A 24,762-nucleotide genomic window follows, 5' to 3' on the forward strand; every position below is an offset into this window, starting at 1 on the left:
AATGTGTGTATTTCGCGAGTGGTAGATTGAACGTAGTCGAGCTGGGAATTGACGAGATCGAACCGAAAGAGGAAGAAACACGAGCATCGTATCCTACGGGAGAGGAAGTGATTTGAAGATTTCAGAATATACTGAAATCTTGAAGTTACTAAAAGAAGAAGCTTACTAAGAATTAAACAAACGGAGAAAAGAATGAATCGATTGCAAATAAGGAATTCTTACCATACAATTTGTATATCAGCAATTGCGCTTTTACTGACTCAGTGCCTTGGGCATCACTTTACGATTCCAAAAGAGAAGGTAAAGAGCGATATCAAAAAAGTCCTGGTGCTTCCGGTGTATATATCTAAGGACTTTGTGCCGAATTATTTTCCCAAAGAATCCGACTTCCAGCCGAACGCAAAAGAGTCGGAAGAATATAGAGAGAGTGTTCGTGAAACTGGGAATTTTCTAAAGAGAGCGATCGAAAGCATACTTAGCAAAGGGGCTTACGAATTTCAAACGGTGGAATATACGGAGGATCTTTCGAAAGAAAGTGTTAATTTTGAAAAGATAGCTAAAATCACAATAAACGAATATCCGACAGTGTTTCCTACGGATGTATATTTTCCGAAAAAGGAATACATTCAAAAAATGGCAAAGAAGTATCAGGTGGATGCGATCTTTTATCATACATTGTATGTAGAATATCGAGAATCCAAATATTTCGAGTTAGGAGGTCGCCGCTATACTTATCTCCCTGCGTTTTTAGTTCTATATGAACCTTTGATGTATTCTGCCAATGGTGATTTAATATACAATTCGGAGGAAGTGAATTACATTCTCGGCGCTTTACATAGCGCGAAGTCAATAAGTAAAGGTAAGGTCAGGAGTTCAAAAATTTCAGTTGCCGGCCTAAAAGAGAATTTATCCAAAAGCAATATACATCAAATACTTATTGCTGGCTTTCCTGAAACGCGGGATAGCGCGCTTGCCAGTCTATGCGGAAATTTAGCGACATGTAATAGCATTTATTTGGATGTATCTGAAAAGTGATATTAATGTTTTCAAGTTAAACCTACCACTTAGGGTTCAGTAAATAGGAATCAGTGGATAGTGGCTTTTCCGAGAGAAAATATTAAATTAGAAAAATAGAATGTGTATAGAGTGAAAAGCGTTCTTTCAGTAGAACGGGGACGAGATTACTTTTGAAGTAGAGGGAAGAATGGAAGCAGAGGAAAAGAAAAGTAAGAAAGGCTTTGAGTTAGGCGAAGCAGTAAGAGACAAGAGAACGGGCCAAAAGATGTATGTCGAAGTAGCTTGGAACCCGGAAGTAAGTTGCGTTTACTTTGACGCAGAGAAGGAAGCACTTGTGAAAGTTCAGATGTTTCCGGAGGATTTGGAGCGTATTAAGGAAATACTCCCTTATCTTCCCAAGTAAAACGCAGATTCAAAGAAATTATCACGTATCGAGAAAAACAAAAACTCCCTTCGAACTAAAAACAAACGGAGGGAGAACATCAAGGAAAGAGAAGAAAAATCGGAACCCAGAGAATGAGTTTTCAAACTGGGGGAAGAAATGGAAGCAGAGGAAAAGAAAAGTAAGAAAGGCTATGTATTAGGCGAAGCGATAAGAGACAAGAGAACGGGCCAAAGATGTTTGTGGATGCGCCTTGATGTTAGTGGATAGATTTTAGGAATCAGTGGATAGTGGTTTTTCCGAATATTCAGATCTTATTGGGTTTATACAAAACCGGGTCCGGGCTTTTTTTTCCAGCAAAATAGCCCGGCGAAGTGGAAGCGTAAGTCACTTGTGTTTACTTTAATCCCCTCACGGACAAACTTGTGAAATTGGAAGTTCGCTATGAGGATTTGGAGAAGTTGGAAGAGAACGGATAGTGAGCCGTTGAGAAATAAGAGAATGTTGATATACTAAAGGAAGAAAAACAATTTTTGTTGGTGTTGTCAGCAATCCTGTGTAAATGACTTTCTTTAAAACGAATCCAATATCCATCTATCACCGAAAATAATCGACTGAGTGTATTCTTTCCTTGGGGATGGCCTAAGGGTGTATATGAAAGTTTTAGAACAAGTCTTAAAGTTCCTTTTTTAAGAAAGGAAGAACAACTTTTTCATCCCCTTTATTTGTAAGTAAGGTGTGCCGCGAGGTTGATAAAAAGATGCAACCTTCTAAAAATCCTGTTTGATTCTTTCCAATGAAACCGAATCAATAAGGTTATAGGAGAGATTATGAAAGGAAAAAAAATTGGAATTTTAGGCTCCGGTATTGTCGGTCAAACTCTCGCGAACGGATTTTTAAAATACGGGGCCGAAGTGAAGATCGGCACGAGAGATTCCGGAAAACTCAAAGAATGGTTGTCTAAGGCCGGAGCAGGCGCCTCGATCGGAACTTTCGCGGAAGCCGCCGCCTTTGCGGAGATTATGGTCCTCTCAGTGAAAGGAAATATCGCCTCGGACGTTTTGAAGTTGGCTGGAAACGATTCGTTAAGCGGAAAAACGATCATCGATACTACCAATCCGATTTCGGATGAGCCGCCGCAAAACGGAGTTTTGAAATTTTTCACATCATACAATGAATCTCTAATGGAGCAACTTCAGAAACAAGTACCGAATGCTAATTTCGTAAAGTGTTTTAGCTCGGTCGGGAGCGCTTTGATGGTAAATCCTCAGTTGAAGGACGGAAAGCCGAGTATGTTTATCTGTGGAAACAACGACTTCTCCAAAAAACAGGTGAAGGAAATTTTGGATTCATTCGGCTGGGATACGGAAGACATGGGAAAGATGGAAGCCGCGAGAGCGATCGAACCTCTTTGTATTCTCTGGTGTATACCGGGCCTTTTATCCCAATCCTGGACGCATGCGTTTAAACTTTTGAAATGATCTTTTCCGAACGTATATTTCGAAACTTGACGGATTTTTTCCGCGTAAGCGTCTGTTGTTCCCGCGATGGATCCGATGTTTGTGTCGACACTTAAGGTTTTGGTTTAACGGAAGTCGATCGGGACTTGGTTCCTCCAGCCGCTTCGAGAAGGGAGATGATTTCGGTGCGTTCGTAAGCAGTTGCTAAGGAAAGGGCTGTATAACCGTCCACTTGATAGTTAGGATTTGCTTTCTTATCCAAAAGAAGTTTTGTCAGTTCGGGAAGATCGAAATATACGGAAAGATGAAGTATTCTCCAACCCTTGTTTTCCGCGTTCGGGTCCGCTCCTTCGTTTAACAATTTGGTCGCGGTTTTAACATCCTTCTTATAAACCGCTTTGATAAGAGCGGCGTTCTTTGCGGTTTGTTCTTCTGGGGTTAAGACCGTCTGTGCGTTGTTATGCGAAGCTTTATCGGATATGCGGGCGTTTGGATTTCCAGCAAAGGCGTAGTCGAAGACGACTTTGGATTCCATTCTCCCTTTATGATAGAATAATTTTCCGTTCGAATCGGTAGGGTGATCTATCTTTGTCACTTCGGAAAGATTTGTCTGAGTATCGTAGACGGAACCGAACGTTTTATCCGTAAAAAGTTCTGCGATTATACTCTGAGCCGTCCAAGGAGCCCATGTCGCATAATAACCTTGAAAGCCCGCTTTTAAAAAAGGCGCGGAATACATGGAAATCCTGTGTTTCGTTTCTTCGGCGTCTATAACTCCCATGTCGTAAGCCATGTTCCCGGCCGTAAAACAAGCGCCTAAAAAAAGTACGATCGCACCCGGCGCCGGCTTGAGAGTGTTTTCGACGTCTTCATTGGAAACGAATTTTCCCTTCAACGCAAAACCTCCCACATACTTTTGATGATAGGGAGTTTGGGTCAGGTTGCTTCCGATTCCGTGTCCGGCGTAAAGAACCAGGTTTGCTCCTTGGATCGATCCTTTGATCTGTTCCCACGAATTATTGGGACTGTAATATTCGGTTACTTGAATGTTCCTTGTTCTCAGTATCTTTGCGAGATCCTGCATATTCTTAATATAACCTAACGTTCCTTGTCCGTTGTCTCCGTCCACGTCTCCCACGAGTAAGACCGCGCGTATACCCGAGCCTGAAATTGTTGCATCCGGAAGGTTCGCTCGTTTGGAAATCTTGAGGAAAGATTCTCCGATCGCGTGATTGGGATGTTGTGCAAAAAGAGGAATGGAAAGTAAAAAAATGAGAATGGTTTTCATAAGATTCATAGGAAAATAGAATAAGTGAATTCCTGGAAAAAGTTTCGGCGAATCCGGCCAAGGCCGGACCGCGCTTGAACTCAATGTTTCTTCCCGTCGAGCGACCCTAGAAGCGAGACGTTCTAACTCTTGCATCACTCTAAACTCAACGCTTCCTAAGGGGCGCGTTGTGGGTCGAAACATATAATCGCTTTCGCATTTATTATACCGAATCCGCGTTAGAATAGGAAATAAATTTCCTATGTCAAGGAGAAGTGTTGTTCGATTTCGGAGTTTAATTCAAAAAAAATCTGCAAATTCGCTCCTTTGTAACCGTTCCGAGAACCGTAATGTGTATGGAAATGTTATGGTTTTCTTCCGGTAAGAAGATTGAATCCGCTTTGATTGAGGGTCCGTTCGGTTTGGATTCTCTTTTGGTCCCGCTTACTTATTGGGATCGTTTGAGTCCGGAAGAGAAGAAAATTCTTCCGAGGCGGCTTCCGTCTTTGTTACGAAGATATGGGAAATACATTGCGGCGATGAAACGTCTCCATTACAAGGCGGGTAAAATCAAATACAACCGTGGAGTCGGGAAAATGAAAAAGTTAAGTATTCGCGTGAATACCGGAACTTGGGCGATTTTAGGTGCGCTTGCGGCGGCGCATGGGGTATCGCGATGTTATCTTTTTAATTATATGCTTTGGTTGGAAGACGTTGGGGTCGGAGATTCTATCGTGGAAACTTTAAATAGAGGAGTTCCTAGTTTTCACGGGACTTACAAAATGATATGGACGCTCGATTTACGACAAAATCTAATATCCAGGGAATTGGAATTCAAACCGAACCCGATGACCGAAATCTATCGCCGCGGTTCCTGAATATTTGCCGAAACGTAATATACGAAAACCGCCTTCTAAAACTCACCAAAGCCTTGTTAGGCGCCGGTACGATTGGACGAACCGATCGCAATCGAAAGTTAAGATCGCAGATTTTTTCGAATTTCCCGAAGCGCAGCGTCTTCGAGAAATTCGAAATTTTCTGAACTCGAATAGGGGAGACGTTCGATGATCTTCAGACCGAAGTTACCGAATTCGTTTTTGATCCATTTTTTCAATTGCAGAACCGTTTCCTTGGAACGATCGGAGGAAGGATTTGCCGTTCGAACGAAGTCCAGAAGTTCGGAAATACCTTGTTTGGATTTGACGGAAGTTTTGAAAACGGGAGGAAGAATTTTTCCAGGCATGACGTCTTTTAAAAATTCCAAGGTCGTAATCAACATATGATAACTGGAGTTCGCCAGAACTTCCTCGTCGCATTTGTTCAAAATGAAAGAATCTGGAACTTCCATGATCCCGCTTTTCATAAACTGGACCTGGTCGCCGCCTAACGGTTGCAAGACTAAAAACGAAAGATCGACCAGTTTGGAAACCTCGATCTCGTTTTGGCCTATGCCCACCGTTTCAATAAACACGTAGCGAAAAAAACAACGTAAAAGCCGGATAACGTGAAACGTGTAAGGATTGACACCGCCGAGTTCCAACTGACTGGGTTGAGAACGGAAATAAATTCTTTTTTCCCTCGCAGGCAAGGAAAGACGGGTCCTATCGCCGAGCAACGAACCGCCGGAGATATGGCTGGAAGGATCGATCGCAACGATCGCCATCGTTTCCCCGTTATCCGATTTTAAAAATTGGGTCGCAAGTTCGCCCAAAAGAGAGGACTTTCCCGCGCCGGGAGTTCCCGTAAAACCTACGGTGAGAGAATTCTTACCGTTGAGTCCGAGCGCCGCAAGTGTCTCGAAAAGATTCTTCCTAAACTCGAAAGAATCCGGTCTTTCCAAACCGGAGATGAGTTTTGCGAGAGGAAATTTTTCACCCTCCCGCGCCCCTTCGATAAGATCCGCGAGTTTTTCTATCCGTTTCACGACCGTGTCCGAAGTTTAACAGACGTTATGCGGCCTTGACGGTTGTGGAAATGATGTCGATGATTCTTTCCATCACGTCCATCAAATCGTAATCTTTCGGAGTAAAGATCGCTCTTACTCCGAGATTTGTCAGAGCGTCAAAGTCGGTGGGAGGAATAATTCCTCCGAATACGACGGGGATATCCGCTTTGTAGTGTTTCAGTTCCGAGAAAATCTGTTCCGCAAGTTCCAAATGAGAACCGGAAAGAATGGAAACGCCGATCACGTCCGCGTTTTCTTCCACCGCGGTCTGAACGATTTCTTCCGGTGTTAAACGAATTCCCGAATAGATCACGTCGAAACCGGCGTGTTTAGCGGAAACGGCGATCATCTCTGCGCCGTTGGAATGACCGTCTAACCCCGGTTTGCCGACCACGATTTTCGGTCTGGAGCCTCTATCTTTTAAGAACGCTTCCACTTTACCTCTCACTCGAAGCACCTTGTCGGTTTCGAGATTGAGTTTTTGTCCTTCGACACCGGTTGCGGGTCTGTATTCTCCAAAGACGGATCTGAGAACGTCCGCCCATTCTCCCGTAGAAACTCCCGCCTTGGCGCATTCGATGGAAGCATACATTAGATTTTGATTTGCTTTTGCGTCGGCTTCGAGAGTTGCAAGCGCGGCTTTGACGACGTTTGCGTCTCTTTTCGCTTTCGTTTTAGCAAGGACTTCCAGAGTTTCTTCGGCGGACTTAGGATCCACTTTGAAAACTCCACCGTCTTGATCGGTCATGAGTGGAGAAGGGGTTCCTTCGGTCCATTTGTTCTTACCGACGATGATGAGTTCGTTGTTGTTGATTTTGGAAAGGCGTTCGGATTGAGACTTAACAAGCTGAGATTTCATGTAACCGTTTTCGATCGCCTTGATCGCACCGCCCATATCCAGAATTTTTTGGATTTCTCTGTAAGCCTCTTCTTTGAGTTCTTTTACCTTGCTTTCCACAACTTTAGAACCTTCGAATAGATCCGGATATTCGAGAAGATCCGTTTCATACGCGAGGACTTGTTGAAGTCTAAGAGACCACTGTTGATCCCAAGGTCTCGGAAGAGAAAGGGCTTCGTTCCAAGCGGGAAGTTGGAGCGCTCTGCAACGCGCGTCCCGACTCATGGTGACGCCTAACGCTTCGATCAAAATTCTCCACGCGTTGTTTTCGGGTTGTTCCTCGGTCAAACCCAAGGAGTTTACTTGAACGCCGTAGCGGAAACGACGGTACTTTTCCTGTTTAACTCCGTAACGATCTCTTGTGATTTCGTCCCACATATCCGTGAAGGCGCGCATCTTGCACATCTCTTCCACAAAACGGATTCCCGCGTTTACAAAGAATGAAATTCTACCCACACACTGTTCGAACTCGTCCGGAGTAAAACAGTTTCTTTCCTTGATCGCGTCCAGGATCGCCATCGCGGTAGCGAGTGCGAACGCGAGTTCTTGAACCGGAGTCGCACCGGCTTCTTGCAAATGATACGAACAGATGTTAGACGGGTTCCATTTCGGAATGTTCTTCAGACAGTATTCGTACATGTCGACGATGACTCGGATGGACTGAGCGGGAGGAAAGATGTAAGTTCCTCTCGCGAGATATTCTTTGATGATGTCGTTTTGGGTGGTACCTTGAAGAAGGGAAACGTCCACTCCTCGTTCTTGGGCGAGCGCGACGTAAAGGGACAAAAGATACATCGAAGTTCCGTTGATCGTCATCGAAGTATTCATTTCCTCGATCGGGATTTGGTTGAATAGGATTCTAAAATCTTCCAGGGTGTTGATCGGAACGCCGACCTTACCGATTTCCGGTCTTGCAATCGCATGATCGGAACTATAACCGCATTGAGTCGCGAGGTCGAAGGCGATGGAAAGACCGGTTTGGCCTTTGGAAAGGTTTTTTCTAAAAAGTTCGTTGGATTCTCTCGCGTTTGTATGGCCCGCGTAAGTTCTGAAAATCCAAGCCGGTTCTTTGGATGGTTTTCCGGTTTTGTCGTATAGGATATGATTTTTATTTTCCATGAATTCCGTCCCGATTCGAGGTTCTCATTGTTACTTCAAAATGTGTTGGTAGAATTTCACCCAAATTTTTATCCTTGCTTTGATTTCCGCGAAAACCACTACGAACCCAATGGACTTAGAAAGAAGCAATAAAGCCAACCCAATCTTCGTTTTCCTATCTGCGATCGGTCTTGCGGTCGTTCTTACCTTACTTTACAACTGGTTTGGAGAACCTTTAAATCCGGAGGCGATGGAGATGCTCGCCAATCTCCGTTCTTTAACGGAGGAAGGAAAGTTTTACTCCGATCAACCGCCGCTTCCGTTTTTGGTTCTGGATCTTTGGAAATCGATCACCGGACTCAACTATACCACGGCTCTGTTTTCACTTTCCGCGTTTATTTTTTCCTCCGGGATTCATTGGATCGGTTTAATACTTCAGAGAGAAAAATGGAAACCCAATCATTACCTTCTCTGTTATTTATCCGCGATTACGCCGCTGACGTATTCGATACCTTCGGTTTTTTATCCGGAATGTTTTAGCTTGTTCTTCCTTTTGATATTGTTTCTCGCGTTTAGAATGGAGACCCTCGGCGACATATTCCTACTCGCCGTCTGTTTGCTGGGAAGTTTTTTCTCTCACTTTACGATCTTCTTTGTAGGTCTTACGATTTTCGTAATCAAGGCCGGAACGGTCGGAATTCGGGAAAGAAAGAAACACCAATCCGTTTTTTTTAAGAGAAGGAACATTCCTCAGTTGGTGTTACTCGTTTACATGGGAGTTTTTTTAACTCTACTTACCGTTTTGATTACCGCCGAATTTTACGGAGCGAATTCATTCGAAACGTTTTACAAACTCTTATGGAGTTACTTGGCGAATTTCGGGCCGTTGTTTTTGATCCTTTATATCGGAAGTTTTCTTTTAAAATCCGAAAAAGAACTGAGCAGCGTCGCGGCGAGCGCGGTGTTGATCGTGATTTTACTCGTCTCCGCTTATTTTTCCGTTAAACCGACGACCGGAATCAACGCGACCAAGTTGAGCGCGTTTACGAAAGACCTCGTCAATCTTAAGAGTAGGTCTGTGATTCAGACGGACGAAAAAATTTACGCGAGTCCCGCGGTTTCGTCTTACGTGTATTTTCATTCCAAACAAAGACTTCAATCCGCACGACCGAAGGAATGGAAAAATCGGGATTATTTGTTTTTGGAAGAAGTCTGGCTCGCGGACAAAAGAGAGATGCTCAAACGTTATAAGTTTAAAAATCCGCAGTATATCTTTTTATCGGGAGAACAGATTTTGATCACCGGATTTCTTACGAAAGTCATCTCCGGTGAAAAAGAGAACACTCAGATCAAGATTCAAGTCGGAAAAGCAAAGTCTCAACTTTTGCTTAAGACCGGCGAAAAAAGCCTGAATCGTTTTCTAACGGGAATGTTTTCTTCCTCTGCTTTAAGTCCGGAACCGAATCTTTGAAATCGATTTGGAAAAAAAAGTCGAATTTAAAAGATAAGAACTCCGTTTTCAAAGGAAAAAATTCCGCGTACTTCTATAAGGAAAAACTGAATTTCGGAGCCGATGCCGAAGAAGAGTCTTCCGACGACGACCTGACCTTGGGAGCCAACGGACTACCGTTTGAAACCGCGTACTGGAGGGATATTTACGGCTCCGGAACCGACGTTGACGCCACGTTTAACGCCAAAGAGCACGCACGTTATGCGAAATCGATTCTGAATCTGATGGAAATCGACGTAAATTCCGTCGCGGACTTCGGATTCGGAAAGGGAATTCTCTTAAAGGAGATGGTGAAAATTTTCAAACCCGGAAGGGTTCTTGCCATCGATCCTTCCGAACAGATGCTCGACGAACTTCTCGTTCAGAAATGGATTCGATCGTGGAACATCTCCGTTTTAAACACAACCGTTCAAGAGTTGGACCTTTCCTATTTTGTTCATCTTCCTTTCGATCTTGGAATCTGTAATTCCGTGGTTCAATACATCAAAGGCGATCTAAAATCCGTCTTCGAAAAACTTCATAAAATCGTAAAGTATCTCTATTTCTCCGTTCCCACAAAGGACGACTACATCCGGATGAAAAAAGACATCCACTTCGAAGATCCTTACGCTTACGTAAGAACCAAAAAACAATATCTCAAGGTCATCGAACCGTATTTCCGAAGAGTCGGTTTTAATCTTTTAGAAAGCAGATTGGTGGGAGATTCAAGATTTACGGACGAACTGTTTAAGGACGAGTGAGTAGAATAATCAACAACTCTAATGTTTTATCGAAATCATCGATAATCAATTGATTCTCATTCCTTCTAAGAAACGTCGTTTGTACGAAATTGCGGACCCCGCTTTTCAACAAAATCGATTAAACGACGCTCAAAGCCTTCAAATCACTCGATTGAGTTTTGATCTTCAAAATCCCATCTTGAATTTTTACGGATTCCTGTGCGATCTCGTTGACTTCCTTTTCAAGCTCGAACATCGCCTTCATCATTTCCTTCTGACCCGTCATCTGATCTTCCGTGGAATAAAACAATTCATCCGATAATTTTTTCGTTCTCTCAAGATTATTTACGAAATCGTTTACTATCGTAGTTCCGCGTTCATACAAACGACTCATCTCTTCTATTTTAGATACGGTAAGATTGATCTTGACGCTCTGATTCTCGGTCGAATGATCCGCGTCACGAGACGCCGTATTCGCCTCTTCGATAAACTCGAGCGACTCTTGAACCACTTTCGAAATCATCTTCGCATTGGTGGCTGTAAACTCTGCAAGTTTACTAACTTCCTGAGCCACAACCGCAAATCCGCGACCGGCCGTACCCGCTCGCGCGGCTTCGATCGAAGCGTTCAGAGAAAGGAGATTGGTTTTATTCGCTATTTCTCCGAGGATACGATTGATCTCATCCACACGCTGAAACGAACTCGAAATGTTCTTTAAGAATCCGCCCGTCTTTTCAACCGACTTCTTCACTACTTCCATTTCCAATTTACTTTCTTTCGCATTCGTATCCAAACCTTTGGAATATTCCGATATTTTCGCGATTACGTCCAAAAGAACCTGGGACTTTTGATTCAGTTCGATCAGATTCTCGTTTTGAATTCTGATCGAGTCGACGTTCTTTTCCGAGGTTTTCGATAAGGATTCGATCACAGCATTGACCTCTTCCAAGGAAGAAGCTTGCGATTCCATTTTCGCGCCGGTTAAACTCGTAAATTCCGAAAAGTCCGTCACCGACGTATCCAATGTTTCAGCCGAAGAATGCACGCGTTGTCTTGTGGTTTGAATGGATTGTGCCATTTTGTTAAACGAACGAGCGATAAATCCGATTTCATCCTCCACCTTAATTTGAAGACGATATTCTAAGTTTCCGGAATTGGCTTCCCTTAAACCGACCACCACATCTTCGAGAGGATTGAGCAAAGCTCCTTGAAAGAAAAAACGGAATCCGAATAGAACAAGAAACAAAATACAAATCGCAGATATATAAAGAATTTTACCGGTAGGATGGAGATAGGCCCTTAAAGATTCGTATCGAAATCCTACTTCGTAGATTTTTCCTTCGGACGCGTAAAAATAGGAAATATAATGTTTGGGAATCGAACCGTCGAATTCATAAACTCTTTCCCCTTTGTATGTTCTTTCGTCCGGCTTTCTTATCTGTGTAAGAAGCGTATCAAAAATTTTATTTCTTTTTGCGGAATCCGTCACGTCCGGATTTAACGCGAATTTTTTCAGTTCTTTTAGATATCCGTCGATTCCGGGAGTTTTCGATTGAAACAGTTTATCCAAAGAAGTCGAATCGTTTTTTTCTTTCGGAGGTAAGTGAAAGTATTTGTTCCTAAGCACAACTAACGTATTTTGTAGATCGCCGAAAAACGATTCCATATCCTTCCCCGAAAGTTGAGTTTCGTTTTTGGAAGAAAGATACTCTTTTACACCCGCTTTATACGCGTCAAAATCGGAAGGAGAATTTTTTAATATATCTTCCGCACTTTGTTTGAATTCCCCATTGGGAAGAGAAGGAAGTTCGAAAAGATTATGAGCTATTTTGAAAAAACGGAATTCTCTCAGCGCGGATTCGTCCGGTTGCCGGGAATTTTCCGGAAGGAGGGACGTTATGGAATCCGTCGCGGGATCGTATTGGAAAACGTATTCCAAATCCTTGGAAACTACTAAACCGGCCGCGGAAAGTCTAACCTCCGTTTTTTTAATTAAGTCGTACGATTCTTCGTATTGATTAAAAATGAATATACTTAAGATCTGTAAGATCAGAAAAAACGTAGCGAGTGTGATTCCGGTGATTCTGGAAAGAATGGAAGTTTTTTCACTCGTATAATTGATATAACCCACAAGCACGACAAACAAACCGGTTACGAGAGAAATGTCCAAAACCGTTTGATACAATTCTCTGGAAACGGCGCCGTCTCGACTCATTGCGTTGAACACGCCCGGAATCAGAATGATCGAAGCCATGGGTATTAAGACGATTCCGGTAATGATTCTATCCTTGCCTTTGAGAGTTACCATTCTCCAGGCGCCGATTACAACGAAAAGAAAGGTATAAAAAATGATGGCTACTGCATAAACCTTATAGAAAAAATTAACTTGAAAGTCCCAATAATGGCCCGAAAAGTAAAAGACTCTTTTTGCGGAGAAAGACTCGTAAAAATACCAAACGCAGATAATGACTACTCCCAACAACGCGATTGAAAACGCGGGAATCATAATCTTTTTGGAAACCGGTTGCGGATATTGAAAAAAGAACATTACGAGAAATAAAACTCCCAAAAAGGGAGACGGAATCACGATCCATCTGTGAAAAACGGACCAAGATGAGTAAAATGGAAAACCCGCCATGTAACCGACGTGAAGGATTCCAAGGAACAAGAGACCAACGCTAAGATAAATCGTGCCGGACGCCTTTTCCTGAATGGAGAAAAAAAAGAACGCTGTGAATCCGATAAAAAGAATCCCGATTAACGAAGCCAAAGAGAAATAATTTAAATAGATCAAATCCATAATATAGGTATCCTATAAACTTTTGCAAAACCCCTATCGTCAAGGAAATTTGAAACTCATGCTCAATATTGTTTCGGATAAAAGGGAACCCCCCGGACGGTCGTTATAAATTTGTTCCCCTAAAACTCCAACCGAAACGGTTGAAAACTATTCTTGCCGTTACTTTGCCGTTGAAATTATATGGAAACCCGAAATTTGAAGTTCAACGAACGATAGAGTTTTGGGACAAATCGTCGAAGCAAAAAACAAAATTAGGACAATAGAATATGAATCCGATCATTCGAAACATATTAGCGGTTGTTGTAGGCGCCGTTATCGGCAGCGTAGTAAACATGGGAATCATAATGATTAGCGGTCACATCATTCCTCCGCCGAACGGAGCCGACGTAACGACGATGGAAGGATTGAAAACGTCCATACATTTATTCCAACCGAAACATTTTATTTTCCCCTTTTTAGCTCACGCATTGGGAACGTTTGCCGGAGCGTTACTTACCGCAATCATAAGCGCAAACCATAAAATGAAGTTTGCTTTGGGGATCGCATTCTTATTCTTAGCGGGAGGTATCGCAAATATAACAATGCTGCCTTCGCCGATTTGGTTTACCGTATTGGATTTGGCGGGAGCGTATATTCCGATGGGTTATCTTGCGGGTCGACTAACGCAAAAATAGTCTATGAATAATAATGAATTTCTTAAAGTAAAGGGAGAATGTATGAAAAAGATATCGATGATATTCATCGTCGTATGTATGAGCGGATTGGTTTTTGATTGTGGAAAAAGCCGGTCGAACGGCGCCAAGGGAGCGATTACGTTCTTAAAAGGGGACGTTTCCGTTCAAAGAGGAGAACAACAATTAAAGGCGACCGTCTCACAAGAGATCTTAAACGGAGATACGATCGTAACCGGAACAAAGTCGGTTGCGACGCTTGTTTTCGGGGAAGATTCGACCGTCATTGAAATTCAATCGGATTCCCGATTTCAAGTAAGGGAAGAATCCGATGAAAAATCCTTTTTTCAAGATAAGGGAAGTTCTTGGATCTTAACGAATAAGTTGTTGAAAGGGGAGAGGATGAGTCTTCATACGCCGACGACGACAGCGGGAGTAAGAGGAACGAAATTTTATACTTCGGTATACGGAGATATGACGTTCACCTGTCATTGCGAGGGTCAAATAGAACTGGAAAACAGACAAAACCATGCAAAAAAAATCAACGACGCCGATTATTTATCCGTTGTAAAAGGGGAAAAGACGATTTATATCACGCCGAGTGATTTACAAAAATCGAATATTCCGTACTTACACAATCACAGTGAAATCGAAAAATCCCCGGTGGGCGAACAAAACAAAATGACAGTCGAACAATTTCAGGTCATATACGAGTTGGCAAAAAAGAAATTGGAGTCTCCTTAAAACGCCGGAATACGATTTAGGCTTTGTCGCCGTCACTCAGTTTGGATGGCTCGAATTTCGAACCCGTAAGTTCGACGAGCCGTCTGAAACCTACTCTAACACCAATTCATGGATAAAGATCGGGCGAATCCGGTCCTTGGCTTTAACCAAGCGCCTTAAGATACAATTCCTTCGGAATTGAACTCAATGTGCTCTCTGAACTCAATCTCACTCCCTATGAGTCGTTCGATAGGTCGCAACATATAATCGCTTTCGCATTGGTAACGCCGAACTTACGTTGCTCTATGTCTTTTTTGTAATGTGTTTTTCCTAAGAAAACGGGCATTCCGAGATTTTTATAGCTTTCCTTTTTATAATTTGAGTCTTAAGATTCTTTCCTGCCTTTAAAGGAGCGAAGAAGTCAACTTTTTGCGCCTAAATTGACTTTCAAATCCTTGAAATGAATTCTTCAGAAGAAACAAGCCCTGTCGGTATCCATGAACAAAACATTTTTTGTGTTTTTTTGTACGGTTTTTAAAATCCCGGTATGGATTCCTAAAGATTTCATCTTATCATTTTCAAGGTTTATCAACTGCGCCTAAACCCGATAAATTCTTAAAATATAGAATCATATTCGATTCATCGGGATGAAATTCAATAAACATTTGCGGAGAAATAAATTCCGTGCGATTCTGTACTTGTAAGGCAAGTCGGGACCGAATGAGCGTATATCAAAACGAAACAAGATTACAAAGAAAAACGATTCTTATGGTTTTAGCCATCATACCGATTCTGATCATCGGGACGTTCGTTTACGAAGCGAAGAAGATGCAAAATGAAATTTACCGTGTCGTTTGGATGAGGGCGAAAGTAACGCAGGATTATATTCAAAGAATCAGCAATCAAACCAGAGCCTTAGGGCTTTCGATTACTCATTCCATGACTTATTACGAGGATACGGTTTTGAACGCACAGGTCTCTCGTAAGTTCAAAAACTATCCTAGTTTACAACTTTTCGGAATCAAAGACTACAATCGGAAAAGAACGAATTCATCTACGGCGGAATTTTCGGGTCCGGCTTTGACATCATCTTCAGTCACACCGTATTTTTTGAGAGAGGTCGAGGCGGCGCTGAATCTGAGCGGACAGTTCGATACATTGGTGGAAAGGCAGAGCGAGGTGGTTTGGGTATATTACGTATCCGCGCAAAAATTCCTTTATTTCGCTCCTCAAACGAAACCGTCTCGGGACGTTTTTAACGAAGGACTATATAAAAGACCCTTTTGGGCACAAGCAAAGCCGGAAGCAAATCCCGACCGCAAACAGATCATTACGGAACTCTACAACGATATCGGCGGACAAGGATTGATGATCACGGTATCCGAGCCCGTATATTTTCGGGATCGATTCATCGGCGTGGTTTCCATCGACATCGGACTCGATACGATGCGAAGAGTTTTAGGAGTGGGAAATTGTATAGGGGAAAGTATTCTAATCGATGAAAATAAAAAGATCATCGCAAAGATTTCTCGGATCGATCTAAACGATTCCATGCCGCAGGTTCCTAACGGTCCCGCGGAAAAATTCTTTTTACAAGGAGGATATTACTGGGCTTTTTTCGATATCAAGGAGAACGAAGTTCGTTTGGTTCATCGAATTTCGGCGATTGAATTCCTTGTTTCCGTCGTCGTAAATCTACTTCCGTTTTGGGGGCTTATATGCGCGCTCGGGATCGTACTGATTCTTTATATAAAGTTGAAAACTTCGATGGAGCATGTTTCTAAGTTGATTCACACGGATCCTTTGACTGGGATTGCCAACCGGCGCGGATTTCTAAGACTGACTCAAAAGTCTCTTGCGATCGGAACTCGTCACGGACAATCCTGGACGATTCTGATGATTGATATCGATCATTTCAAACAAGTGAACGATAAGTTCGGACACGATATGGGGGATAGAATTTTAGTCAAAGTCTCACAGATACTCAACGCTAACATTCGTCAAACCGATGCCGTTTGTCGTTGGGGTGGAGAAGAGTTTGCGGTTTTTCTTTTTGGGGCGAATCCGGAAGACTCCGCCAATATCGCGGAACATCTTCGGAAAGAAATAGAAAGTAAAGTGATCTTACAAGACGGCCGGCCCGTGACTTTGAGCATCGGAATCTCGGAAGGTAGGGGAGGAAAAAACGGTTTAGAAAATACTTTTGCGCGCGCGGATCAAGCATTGTATCAAGCCAAAACATTGGGAAGAAATCGAGTATGTATATCCGACGTTACGGAAGAAATACTCTGACCAAACGTTGCAGTTAGTCGATGTTTAATCTTTCCTTGTTATAAAGTGCAATTATTTCTGTTATTACTCGTATATTGCTTCTGAAATATTATAAAAACCGTATGAAATTTCTTTTGTTATGAAAAAGTTTTCGAGAGTACCGAGTTTCTCAAATAGAACGCAAGTTCTTTCCTAAAGTCATATTCTTTGAATAAAAAACATTCTGTTTTTGTCAAATCTTCATATTTTTTCCATTCCGTATACGTGAACTCGATTAAAACGTTCGGATCGACTACGTTTTACAATATAGATTCTCAAGTTTGAATTTGGTAATTGATAAAAAAGAAATTGGATTTCTTTTTCGACGTAGTTCGTGTCATCGTTCCCTTAGAGCGATCTTATCGATCCGATAATATCGAGGTGATCAAATTGCAATTAAAGACTCTCAATACACAAGTCGAAAATGTAAGGATCAAAAAGAGAATCGTCTTTTCGCTCTCGGCAATCATTCTTATTTTAATGATCGTCTTTTTGATTTATGAAAATCTAAGAATGGAAAAAGAAATCGATCGAGTCGTCGGAATGAGAGCCCGCGCTATGAAGGATTATATCCGTAGAGTGGGATCGCAAACGAGAGCGCTCGGATTGTCGATTTCGGATTATTTAACCTTTTACGAAGACGCACCCGCAAACCCAAATCTCATTAAAAAATTCAAAGTTTATCCGAACTTAAATCGGTTCGGGATTCCTCATATCGGTCGAGAAAATAAGGACGGTGCGGATGCGGGAACTCTAACCGCGGTGGGTTCTATTTCTAAAGTCAATCCTTCCCTACTGAAAGAGATCGAAGCCGCGCTGAGTTTAAGGGGGCAATTCGAGTCCTTGACTGAAAAACAAAGTGAAGTCGTCTGGGCCTATTATCTATCCGAACAAAAATTCCTTTATATCACTCCGAAGTTTAAGGATGAAAATTATTATTTCACCGACGACCTTTACGCCGGCCCTTTTTGGACTCAGGCAAACCCTCTTGCCAATCCTAGCGGGCGTCAGATCGTAACCGATCTTTACGAGGATCTTGCCGGAAAAGGATTGATGATTACGGTCTCCGAACCCGTTTACGTGAAAGGCAAATTCATCGGCGTAGCTTCGATCGACATAGGATTGGATGCGATGCGAAGAATTTTAGAGAGTGGGGATTGTATCGGGAAAAGTATGTTAGTGGATGAAAACGGAAAGATCGTGGCAAAGTCCGGAACCTTCGGTTTAAACGATAGACTTCCTTATTCGGTGTTTTCCGGGATAATGACTCCAAAGGAATCGTTTTTCTTCGAAGAGGGAAGTTTTTGGATCGGGATCAAAATAAAGGATGAAGAGATCTGGCTTGTTCATGAGATTCAAATTCTTGAATATATTATTTATACGATAAAAACTCTTCTCCCATTTTGGCTGCTCGTATTTACTTTTTGTATCGTACTGATATTGTACGTTAAATTACGCTCTTCGATGAATCAGGTGTCCAAGTTGATACACACCGATCCTTTGACCGGGATTTGGAATCGGAGGGGTTTTTTAAAATTGACTCAGAGGTCTCTCGCCGTCGGAAATCATTGGACGATCTTAATGGTGGATATCGATCATTTCAAACAAGTGAACGATAAATTCGGACATGATGTAGGGGATAAAACCCTGGTAAAAGTCGCCCAAGTAATCAGTCGTTCGATTCGGCAAACCGATGCCGTTTGCCGTTGGGGCGGGGAAGAATTTGCGATCTTTTTATTCGGCGCCAGTCAAGAAACTTCCGCCAACATTGCGGAAGTTCTACGTAAGGAAGTGGAAAATCAGGTTCGTTTGGACGATGGAAATCCGGTAACTTTGAGTATCGGAATTGCTCAAGGAAGATTAAATTTGGAAGAAGCTTTTGCAAATGCGGATCAGGCGTTATATCGAGCGAAAGCCTCCGGTAGAAATCGAGTCTGTACTTATGATCCAAACGCATGTTCTGATTCGAGTTTGAAGAATTCGATTATGCCCGAATTTTAAACTCACTTCGGATTTCCCCAAATAATAATCTCAATTCAAATTATAACTCTACAAAAAATTAAGATGTCTGATTTCCATTTAGTTTGAAATCCAAAGTTAAAAAATATTCTAAGTTTTTAATGCACAAACGATCAAAAAAGAATTTTTAAGTTCAATGTTAGTTGATAGAAACCTCTACACCATAAAAATTGCGCAATTGAGTCTGTGATAACGGCAAAAGAAGAACTGATACATCTTAGGAAAAAATCAGTTTGTTTTGGGTTGGATCTCTCGCTGAAGAAAAAGAAATTTACAATAAAGATGAAATATGATGGGAAACAATGAATTCATCCAAAATACAAATTTGAATGTCAAACCGGTCATATTGATCGTAGATGATGAAGTTATCATACTGGGAAGTATCAAATACGCGATTCAACTCAGTTTCGGCAATCGATTTGACATAGAGATGGCGGAAAACGCGGATTCTGCAATGGAAATTTTGGAAAGATGCAAATCCGAGCAGATCGACGTTCCTTTGGTTATTTGTGATCAAGTACTGCGTGGAAAAAGCGGAGACGAACTGCTGATTCAGATTCATCATGAATATCCTCAAACCTATAAAGTTCTGCTTACGGGGTATGCCTCCGCGAGGACCCTTGGAAACGCACTGAATAAAGCGAATCTCTATCGGTATCTTTCCAAACCCTGGGATTCCGAGGATTTGATTTTAACCGTATCCGAAGCGGTAAAGGCCTACTTTCAAAATCGAAAAGTGGCGGAACTCAGTTCGAAATTGGAGGAAACGTACTTATTCAATCGGGAAACGCTTTTTCCGAATTTTGAAAATTTAAAACAAAAAATCGATCGAAGATTGATCGAGAATGAAAATTCAACTCTCGCTCTCATTCGTATCGAATCTTTCGGTTCCATCGCCGAAAATTTCGGAATCGAAACCTATCGTAAAATGTTATTCGAATTTTTATCCGTGCTCAATTGTTTTGTAGGAGGGCATAACGGAGAGATCTTCCATATCTACGACAATATGATTGCGGTTCTTACGAAAATCGAAGAGGATCGATTTTATTCGATGTTAAGTGCGGTTCGAATCTTTCTCAGATCCGAATGTATCGAAGTGGACGGAATTTCGTTTCAGGTCAAAATTTCAATCGGGGTTTCATCCGATCAGTCTGACGTATATGATAAGGCGAGACTTGCAATGATGACTGCAAGTAACAATTCTTCCGTGGAATACGTACCTTATTCGGAAACGACAAACAAGGTGGATCGAATTTACGCGAACCTTAAATTGGGCAGAAAATTCAACGGGGCATTGAATGCTGGAAATATCATTCCTTACTTTCAGGGGATTTACGATAACAAACTCAATCGAATTACGAAATATGAATGTTTAGCGAGAATCATGGAAGGCGATCAGGTGTACAATCCCGCGATGTTTATTCCGATCGCAAAGTCAACCGGATTGATTCGATTACTCACTCCTTTGATGGTCGAGAAAACTTTTAAATATTTCTCAAAACATCCCGAATATTCTTTTTCCATCAATATTTCCGAATCCGATTTGGATAAGAAAAGTTTTCCGCTTTGGGTGATGAACCGGCTTTTACATTACAGAATATCTCCGGATCGGGTGATTTTTGAAATTTTGGAAAACGATCGTTGGAACGGATTGTCCAATTCTACCCGTTCTTTACAAGAATTGAAAGAGATCGGTTGCAAAATAGCGATCGACGATTTTGGAGTGGAGTGGTCCAACTTTGAAAGACTGATCGAAATTCAGCCGGATTTTATCAAAATAGACGGCAAATTTATACAAGGAATCCATGAAAACCAAACCTCGTACCGATTGGCAGCCGCGATAACGGAAATGGCTCATACCATCGGAGCAAAGGTGGTAGCCGAGTTCGTATCCAACGAAGAGGAGTTGGAAGCGGTAAAATCTTTGAATATAGATTATTCCCAGGGATATTACTTGATGGAACCTTCGGATGAGATCCTTTATTCGGAGACGATTCTAAACTTAGCTTAAGTTTTGAGTTTTTTCAATTAACGCGCGTTCGGTGATTCGGCGCCTGAAGTTTCTTTACGCGGGTAAAGATAAGAATTTATAATCTTATTTATATTTTACTTACAGCGCGTTCCAAAACGCCAGTTTATTTTGCCAGAAAGATCAAGTTGCAAGTTCCCGGCCCGGTTGGCGGATAGGTTCTTATATTCATCTAACGCTTGTTATTCGTTTTTGCATTTTCATTGTATCATCCATATCGCTGCGAACCCGATTTACTTACGGCGATTATTTTTGATTTAACAAAAACTTTTGGTCGTCTTCATTGTTCTTTAAGAATTAAAGACTTTGTGACATAGATTTAATTTTCGTATTCTTGGCTTTCTTCGGCCATTTCTTTCCTATTATAGAAAAGTATTTCTCAAAGCATTTTATTTTTGACTTTGTTTCAAAACGTCGTTTAAAAGAATCTTGATTTATTTTTGAGATTACTCCAAGAGTTTGCTCCGAAGCTGGCCTGATTCTTTTCATACTGAATTCATTCTCACATTAATTTGAGGCCTTGTTCTTATTTTTCGATGTCCGAATAAAATTTACAATTTGATAAGTTTGCGTATTTTAATTTTACCCCTCAGACTATAAGCTGAAGAGCTTTTCGTAATCGATTCAAATATAATTTTTCTAAGTATCAAGAGACGCTTTTTCAAAGTTCATTTTAGAAGAATCGTTTTTTATTTTCGGGAGTCGAGAAATGAATCAAACTATAATGATTGAACACGAATTGAAGGAAATACAGGTCAATGCAATTCGTTATAAACTTTTGGTAATCGAATTTGCAGGTATGGTCAATCATGAAACCTTAAAGGGAATTCCGGCTAAGTTAAGTTCTATTTTTTATGAGATGGAGGGATTGTTAGTATTGGATATCAGAAGTGTAACCAATTTGAATTCGGAGTTTGTGCGTGCTTTTACGGGGATTTTACACGTAATTTCCGAAAAGTTTACTCGATACTTTATCATGACGGAAGATCAAAAGATTTATAATTGGATTATGAATTATAATAAGTTGAGAGAAGTCAATCCGGTGATGAACTTTGATGAGCTTAAAGAAGCTTTGGAATTAGATTCTTTAATTCAAGAATTTGAATTTTAAAGAGAAAAGACTTTTTGACGGTTCAATATTATTTTATTCATTTTATATTTTGAAGGGAACGCCTTTGAGAGATAAGTTATACTTATCATTGTAGAAGGGAACTCACTCTATTACACTCGTCTATCTGGTTTCGTTCTCAACAACGGGCCAGGTAGACAATTTTAAAAACTCTTTCTTTCTTTCTTAAAAATAAGATTCTTCCTTATAACGTTTCCAAAACTAATTCTTACTAATCAGAAAAATCAAGACTGAACGCTCAGGCGCCTCGCTTCTATTGCGCTCGAAGGGTTCTTATATCCAATTCAAATTACTTATATAGAACATCTTCGGTGTTTATTTTTTCATTCAAAACTTGAGTCAGTTTATAACTAGGGGAGATTCTAAACTAAAATTCAGTTATATTAAGAAAATATAAAGTTCTTACGGACGGATAGTATCCGATCGATCAAATTCGTTCCTATATCTCCATAAACAAAACACTGAATCTATTTGGCTAATTTGCATTCATTGGCCAAATAGATTTTTTTTTGTTTCTTGTGTTTTGAAAATCGATGATAGAGTTTCGCCGAAGCGCATAACTTGAAAAGAAGAAGGTCGAGAAAACGGTAAAGATAATACACGACTTAAAAATCCGATTTATACATTCATCCCGGTAAGAACATTCATATCTGCTACTCTTTTTCTGCGAGATTGTCTATTCATCGCCACCGAACTCTGCCCGAATATGGGTAAAAACCTTTTGCAAACGACATACAAAATTTTCGTTCCGATTCTTAAGTGATTAATAAAATCAATCTCTGCAAAAAGAAGTAAACATGTAAGTTCTTTCGAGAGCGCTTTTCAATTAGGTCGGAAGATGATTCTACGTCCGATCGTATCAATTCAACTCCAAATTATTACTCAATATCTCGGTTTTTTGAGAATTCATCGATACTTTAAAATATTCTTCTTTAGAGCCGTTCGTTAAATAAGTATTTTTTCTGAGTCCTTTTGGCGAATGACCGGTCCATTTTTTACAAGCCCTGTGAAAAGACGTATAAGAATTGAATCCACATTCGAAAGCGATATCCAACAAATTCATATTTCGTCTTTCCAGGAGAAGACGGATCGCGTCGTTCATTCTGTTTTGATTGATAAAATCCGAAAAACCCATATTTTTGTAGTTATTCAAATAAAAGGAAGCTTGATGTAAACTGATTCCCAAATAGGCTGAAAGATCGATGAGACGAATACTGTCGTCGGCATAAAGTTTTTCTTGGATAAAACCTCCGATCCTTTCTTCCGCACGTTTTAGATCGTCTTCTTTAAGAAGATTTTTCTCTTCCGTATGCTCGTTAGGTTCAAGAATTTCTTCTTCGGAATTTGAATGCGATTGTTCTACGTCTATGGCCTCTTGAATTTCCGTGTTTAGAATCGATAGTTGTGCGTATTCTTCGTTTAGGATTTTTATTTTTCTTTTCAAAAGGTAGAGAACGGAAATGAAAAATATATAAGTATAGTATGAAATGCTATTCCAATAAACGTTATAAATAGCGGTTCCGATTAAATTTCCCATAATTCCAAATCCGATCCCGCCAAGGATGGGTAACAAAAGATAATATTCCTTTTTCAAGCGACGAAAATAAATCAGGCTGCCCGTTTCTATCGTAGTGTAAGCGCAAATTCCCAAACAGAAAAGTTCTCCCGTAATCACCATGGAAAACGATTTTTCAAAATACATTAGACATAAAAATGAGAAGAAGATTGCCGATGCCGCGTTTCTAAGAACGGTCTGGTAGGATGTTTGGATTCCAAGAATCGCAAGTACGACAAGGCGGAGTAGTAGAAACGAATAAACCGAAATTCCGCAGATCAGAGAAATCAATTTGAATTTAGATAAATCTCCGGAAGTCGCCATTTCAGGAATGGTTTGATTCCAGATTGTTAAATAAACGCCGAAGAAAAATACAAATGTGAAAAAGATGTTTTTTTCGATCAATCTTTGTACGCCGGATTTCGAAATGATTTTATCGTCGAAACTCGGTAGGATTTTTGAATTATAAACTAAGTCTAAGAAACTCTGAATCAGTGTATTCATAAATGAAAAACTCTCTAATTTTGTAGGATCCGAATTTTGAATTTTTAAATCCGAAACCTCTGAGTTGGTTTCGCTTTTTTTCCATTTTGTTTATCTTTTTCATTTGAATGGAATGTTTTCGATTTATTTTGTTACTTTGAAAAGAGTGAAATATATAATTTAAGAATCGATTTAGAATTGTAAAATTTCGATACAACAACTTATACTTTTGCAAAATAGAGACTCCGCTAAAAGGCAATGAAATCATATTAATATGGATAGTTCTCTATAACTTGAATCATTCTGAATCAGAAAGAATGGACCCGGCTGTTTCTTAAGAAATGACTCTATTAGCCATGTCCTGTAAGGGGTGGTATAAGTAAACTAAAAAATCGACAGTCGGCTTTTCCCATGCCAGAACGACATTTAGTTTGTGTTGTAGTTGTGTTTTTTAATGCGACATTAAGGTTCTGTCGCATCTTTGGTAAGTTTGTTATCGAAGACGAACTTTTAATAAGATTCTATTTCCGTTTAAAATCTTTCTAAATCGATAGGGGTTTTGTAACAGAATTGAAAAGAAATTTTGTAACGACCTATAAATTTACAGATCAATGGCCTTTCTTGATGATAGTTACTTTAGATCCCATTTTTCAGGATCAAAATAAGTCTCTCAAAATTAAAAAGGGATTAGTTCTCACAGTTCTACATCTTGAATCCGGTGTAGTAAAGTGAGAACACTCATAGGCT

Annotated in this window: 17 protein-coding genes; 12 read left to right on the top strand and 5 right to left on the bottom strand. The window is 40.8% G+C overall.

The window, feature by feature from the left end; all coding sequences use genetic code 11:
• Positions 1 to 192: 192 nt before the first annotated feature.
• From LEP1GSC194_RS04945 to LEP1GSC194_RS04955, 3 genes are all read left to right on the top strand, one after another.
• Positions 193 to 1,035 carry a hypothetical protein gene (locus tag LEP1GSC194_RS04945; RefSeq protein ID WP_020772584.1) on the top strand — a complete coding sequence of 281 codons (843 nt, stop codon included), beginning with the start codon at positions 193 to 195 and terminating at the stop codon, positions 1,033 to 1,035.
• A gap of 169 nt (positions 1,036 to 1,204) precedes the next feature.
• Positions 1,205 to 1,420, top strand: coding sequence for a hypothetical protein (locus tag LEP1GSC194_RS04950; RefSeq protein ID WP_020772607.1), 216 nt, complete (start codon positions 1,205 to 1,207; stop codon positions 1,418 to 1,420).
• Between the two features lie 809 nt (positions 1,421 to 2,229).
• A complete protein-coding gene (locus LEP1GSC194_RS04955; RefSeq protein ID WP_020772605.1) occupies positions 2,230 to 2,880 on the top strand; it encodes an NADPH-dependent F420 reductase in 651 nt (216 codons plus the stop codon).
• 91 nt (positions 2,881 to 2,971) lie between these two features.
• On the opposite strand, the gene LEP1GSC194_RS04960 is transcribed toward LEP1GSC194_RS04955, so the two are convergent.
• Positions 2,972 to 4,147, bottom strand: a complete 1,176-nt coding sequence (locus LEP1GSC194_RS04960) for an ankyrin repeat domain-containing protein (RefSeq protein ID WP_231384521.1) — start codon at positions 4,145 to 4,147, stop codon at positions 2,972 to 2,974.
• Between the two features lie 335 nt (positions 4,148 to 4,482).
• On the opposite strand from LEP1GSC194_RS04960, the gene LEP1GSC194_RS04965 reads away from it, so the two are divergent.
• The gene (locus tag LEP1GSC194_RS04965) at positions 4,483 to 5,004 is read left to right on the top strand and encodes a DUF1564 domain-containing protein (protein ID WP_036041453.1); all 522 of its coding nucleotides are present in this window, start codon (positions 4,483 to 4,485) and stop codon (positions 5,002 to 5,004) included.
• Between the two features lie 98 nt (positions 5,005 to 5,102).
• Here the strand turns inward: LEP1GSC194_RS04965 and LEP1GSC194_RS04970 are convergent, their stop codons facing one another.
• On the bottom strand, positions 5,103 to 6,050 hold the full coding sequence (locus LEP1GSC194_RS04970; RefSeq protein WP_020772601.1) for a P-loop NTPase family protein: 948 nt from the start codon (positions 6,048 to 6,050) through the stop codon (positions 5,103 to 5,105).
• A gap of 25 nt (positions 6,051 to 6,075) precedes the next feature.
• The gene (locus LEP1GSC194_RS04975; RefSeq protein ID WP_020772606.1) at positions 6,076 to 8,088 is read right to left on the bottom strand and encodes a protein meaA; all 2,013 of its coding nucleotides are present in this window, start codon (positions 8,086 to 8,088) and stop codon (positions 6,076 to 6,078) included.
• Positions 8,089 to 8,197: 109 nt separating this feature from the next.
• Between LEP1GSC194_RS04975 and LEP1GSC194_RS04980 the strand changes: the two genes are divergently transcribed.
• Positions 8,198 to 9,538: a hypothetical protein gene (locus tag LEP1GSC194_RS04980; RefSeq protein WP_020772596.1), complete on the top strand. Its 1,341-nt coding sequence runs from the start codon at positions 8,198 to 8,200 to the stop codon at positions 9,536 to 9,538.
• An 86-nt stretch (positions 9,539 to 9,624) separates the two neighbouring features.
• Positions 9,625 to 10,317, top strand: coding sequence for a class I SAM-dependent methyltransferase (locus tag LEP1GSC194_RS04985; protein WP_086005151.1), 693 nt, complete (start codon positions 9,625 to 9,627; stop codon positions 10,315 to 10,317).
• A 118-nt stretch (positions 10,318 to 10,435) separates the two neighbouring features.
• Here LEP1GSC194_RS04985 and LEP1GSC194_RS04990 read toward each other — a convergent pair whose 3' ends face one another.
• Complete coding sequence (locus LEP1GSC194_RS04990) at positions 10,436 to 13,096, bottom strand: methyl-accepting chemotaxis protein (RefSeq protein WP_020772593.1); 2,661 nt, start codon at positions 13,094 to 13,096, stop codon at positions 10,436 to 10,438.
• A gap of 266 nt (positions 13,097 to 13,362) precedes the next feature.
• On the opposite strand from LEP1GSC194_RS04990, the gene LEP1GSC194_RS05000 reads away from it, so the two are divergent.
• From LEP1GSC194_RS05000 to LEP1GSC194_RS05030, 6 genes are all read left to right on the top strand, one after another.
• Positions 13,363 to 13,770 carry a hypothetical protein gene (locus tag LEP1GSC194_RS05000; RefSeq protein WP_017809997.1) on the top strand — a complete coding sequence of 136 codons (408 nt, stop codon included), beginning with the start codon at positions 13,363 to 13,365 and terminating at the stop codon, positions 13,768 to 13,770.
• A gap of 42 nt (positions 13,771 to 13,812) precedes the next feature.
• Positions 13,813 to 14,511: a FecR family protein gene (locus tag LEP1GSC194_RS05005; RefSeq protein WP_017809998.1), complete on the top strand. Its 699-nt coding sequence runs from the start codon at positions 13,813 to 13,815 to the stop codon at positions 14,509 to 14,511.
• 699 nt (positions 14,512 to 15,210) lie between these two features.
• Positions 15,211 to 16,782 carry a sensor domain-containing diguanylate cyclase gene (locus LEP1GSC194_RS05010; protein ID WP_020772617.1) on the top strand — a complete coding sequence of 524 codons (1,572 nt, stop codon included), beginning with the start codon at positions 15,211 to 15,213 and terminating at the stop codon, positions 16,780 to 16,782.
• Positions 16,783 to 17,190: 408 nt separating this feature from the next.
• The gene (locus LEP1GSC194_RS05015) at positions 17,191 to 18,801 is read left to right on the top strand and encodes a sensor domain-containing diguanylate cyclase (RefSeq protein ID WP_036041467.1); all 1,611 of its coding nucleotides are present in this window, start codon (positions 17,191 to 17,193) and stop codon (positions 18,799 to 18,801) included.
• 310 nt (positions 18,802 to 19,111) lie between these two features.
• Positions 19,112 to 20,830, top strand: coding sequence for an EAL domain-containing protein (locus LEP1GSC194_RS05020; RefSeq protein WP_020772618.1), 1,719 nt, complete (start codon positions 19,112 to 19,114; stop codon positions 20,828 to 20,830).
• Between the two features lie 727 nt (positions 20,831 to 21,557).
• Positions 21,558 to 21,959 (top strand): hypothetical protein, encoded by a 402-nt coding sequence (locus LEP1GSC194_RS05030; RefSeq protein WP_036041455.1) that lies wholly within the window; start codon positions 21,558 to 21,560, stop codon positions 21,957 to 21,959.
• 877 nt (positions 21,960 to 22,836) lie between these two features.
• Here the strand turns inward: LEP1GSC194_RS05030 and LEP1GSC194_RS05035 are convergent.
• Positions 22,837 to 24,036 carry an AraC family transcriptional regulator gene (locus tag LEP1GSC194_RS05035; protein ID WP_020772613.1) on the bottom strand — a complete coding sequence of 400 codons (1,200 nt, stop codon included), beginning with the start codon at positions 24,034 to 24,036 and terminating at the stop codon, positions 22,837 to 22,839.
• Positions 24,037 to 24,762: the final 726 nt, after the last annotated feature.

Origin of the sequence: Leptospira alstonii serovar Sichuan str. 79601 (genome assembly GCF_000347175.1) — a bacterium.
In the GTDB taxonomy this organism is placed as follows: domain Bacteria; phylum Spirochaetota; class Leptospiria; order Leptospirales; family Leptospiraceae; genus Leptospira; species Leptospira alstonii.

Excerpts from the sequence above, each read along its gene's own strand:
- LEP1GSC194_RS04945 (WP_020772584.1), top strand. The coding sequence starts at position 193 with ATGAATCGATTGCAAATAAGGAATTCTTACCATACAATTTGTATATCA.
- LEP1GSC194_RS04950 (WP_020772607.1), top strand. The coding sequence starts at position 1,205 with ATGGAAGCAGAGGAAAAGAAAAGTAAGAAAGGCTTTGAGTTAGGCGAA.
- LEP1GSC194_RS04955 (WP_020772605.1), top strand. The coding sequence starts at position 2,230 with ATGAAAGGAAAAAAAATTGGAATTTTAGGCTCCGGTATTGTCGGTCAA.
- LEP1GSC194_RS04960 (WP_231384521.1), bottom strand. The coding sequence starts at position 4,147 with ATGAAAACCATTCTCATTTTTTTACTTTCCATTCCTCTTTTTGCACAA.
- LEP1GSC194_RS04965 (WP_036041453.1), top strand. The coding sequence starts at position 4,483 with ATGGAAATGTTATGGTTTTCTTCCGGTAAGAAGATTGAATCCGCTTTG.
- LEP1GSC194_RS04975 (WP_020772606.1), bottom strand. The coding sequence starts at position 8,088 with ATGGAAAATAAAAATCATATCCTATACGACAAAACCGGAAAACCATCC.
- LEP1GSC194_RS04980 (WP_020772596.1), top strand. The coding sequence starts at position 8,198 with ATGGACTTAGAAAGAAGCAATAAAGCCAACCCAATCTTCGTTTTCCTA.
- LEP1GSC194_RS04990 (WP_020772593.1), bottom strand. The coding sequence starts at position 13,096 with ATGGATTTGATCTATTTAAATTATTTCTCTTTGGCTTCGTTAATCGGG.
- LEP1GSC194_RS05000 (WP_017809997.1), top strand. The coding sequence starts at position 13,363 with ATGAATCCGATCATTCGAAACATATTAGCGGTTGTTGTAGGCGCCGTT.
- LEP1GSC194_RS05005 (WP_017809998.1), top strand. The coding sequence starts at position 13,813 with ATGAAAAAGATATCGATGATATTCATCGTCGTATGTATGAGCGGATTG.
- LEP1GSC194_RS05010 (WP_020772617.1), top strand. The coding sequence starts at position 15,211 with ATGAGCGTATATCAAAACGAAACAAGATTACAAAGAAAAACGATTCTT.
- LEP1GSC194_RS05020 (WP_020772618.1), top strand. The coding sequence starts at position 19,112 with ATGGGAAACAATGAATTCATCCAAAATACAAATTTGAATGTCAAACCG.
- LEP1GSC194_RS05030 (WP_036041455.1), top strand. The coding sequence starts at position 21,558 with ATGAATCAAACTATAATGATTGAACACGAATTGAAGGAAATACAGGTC.
- LEP1GSC194_RS05035 (WP_020772613.1), bottom strand. The coding sequence starts at position 24,036 with ATGAATACACTGATTCAGAGTTTCTTAGACTTAGTTTATAATTCAAAA.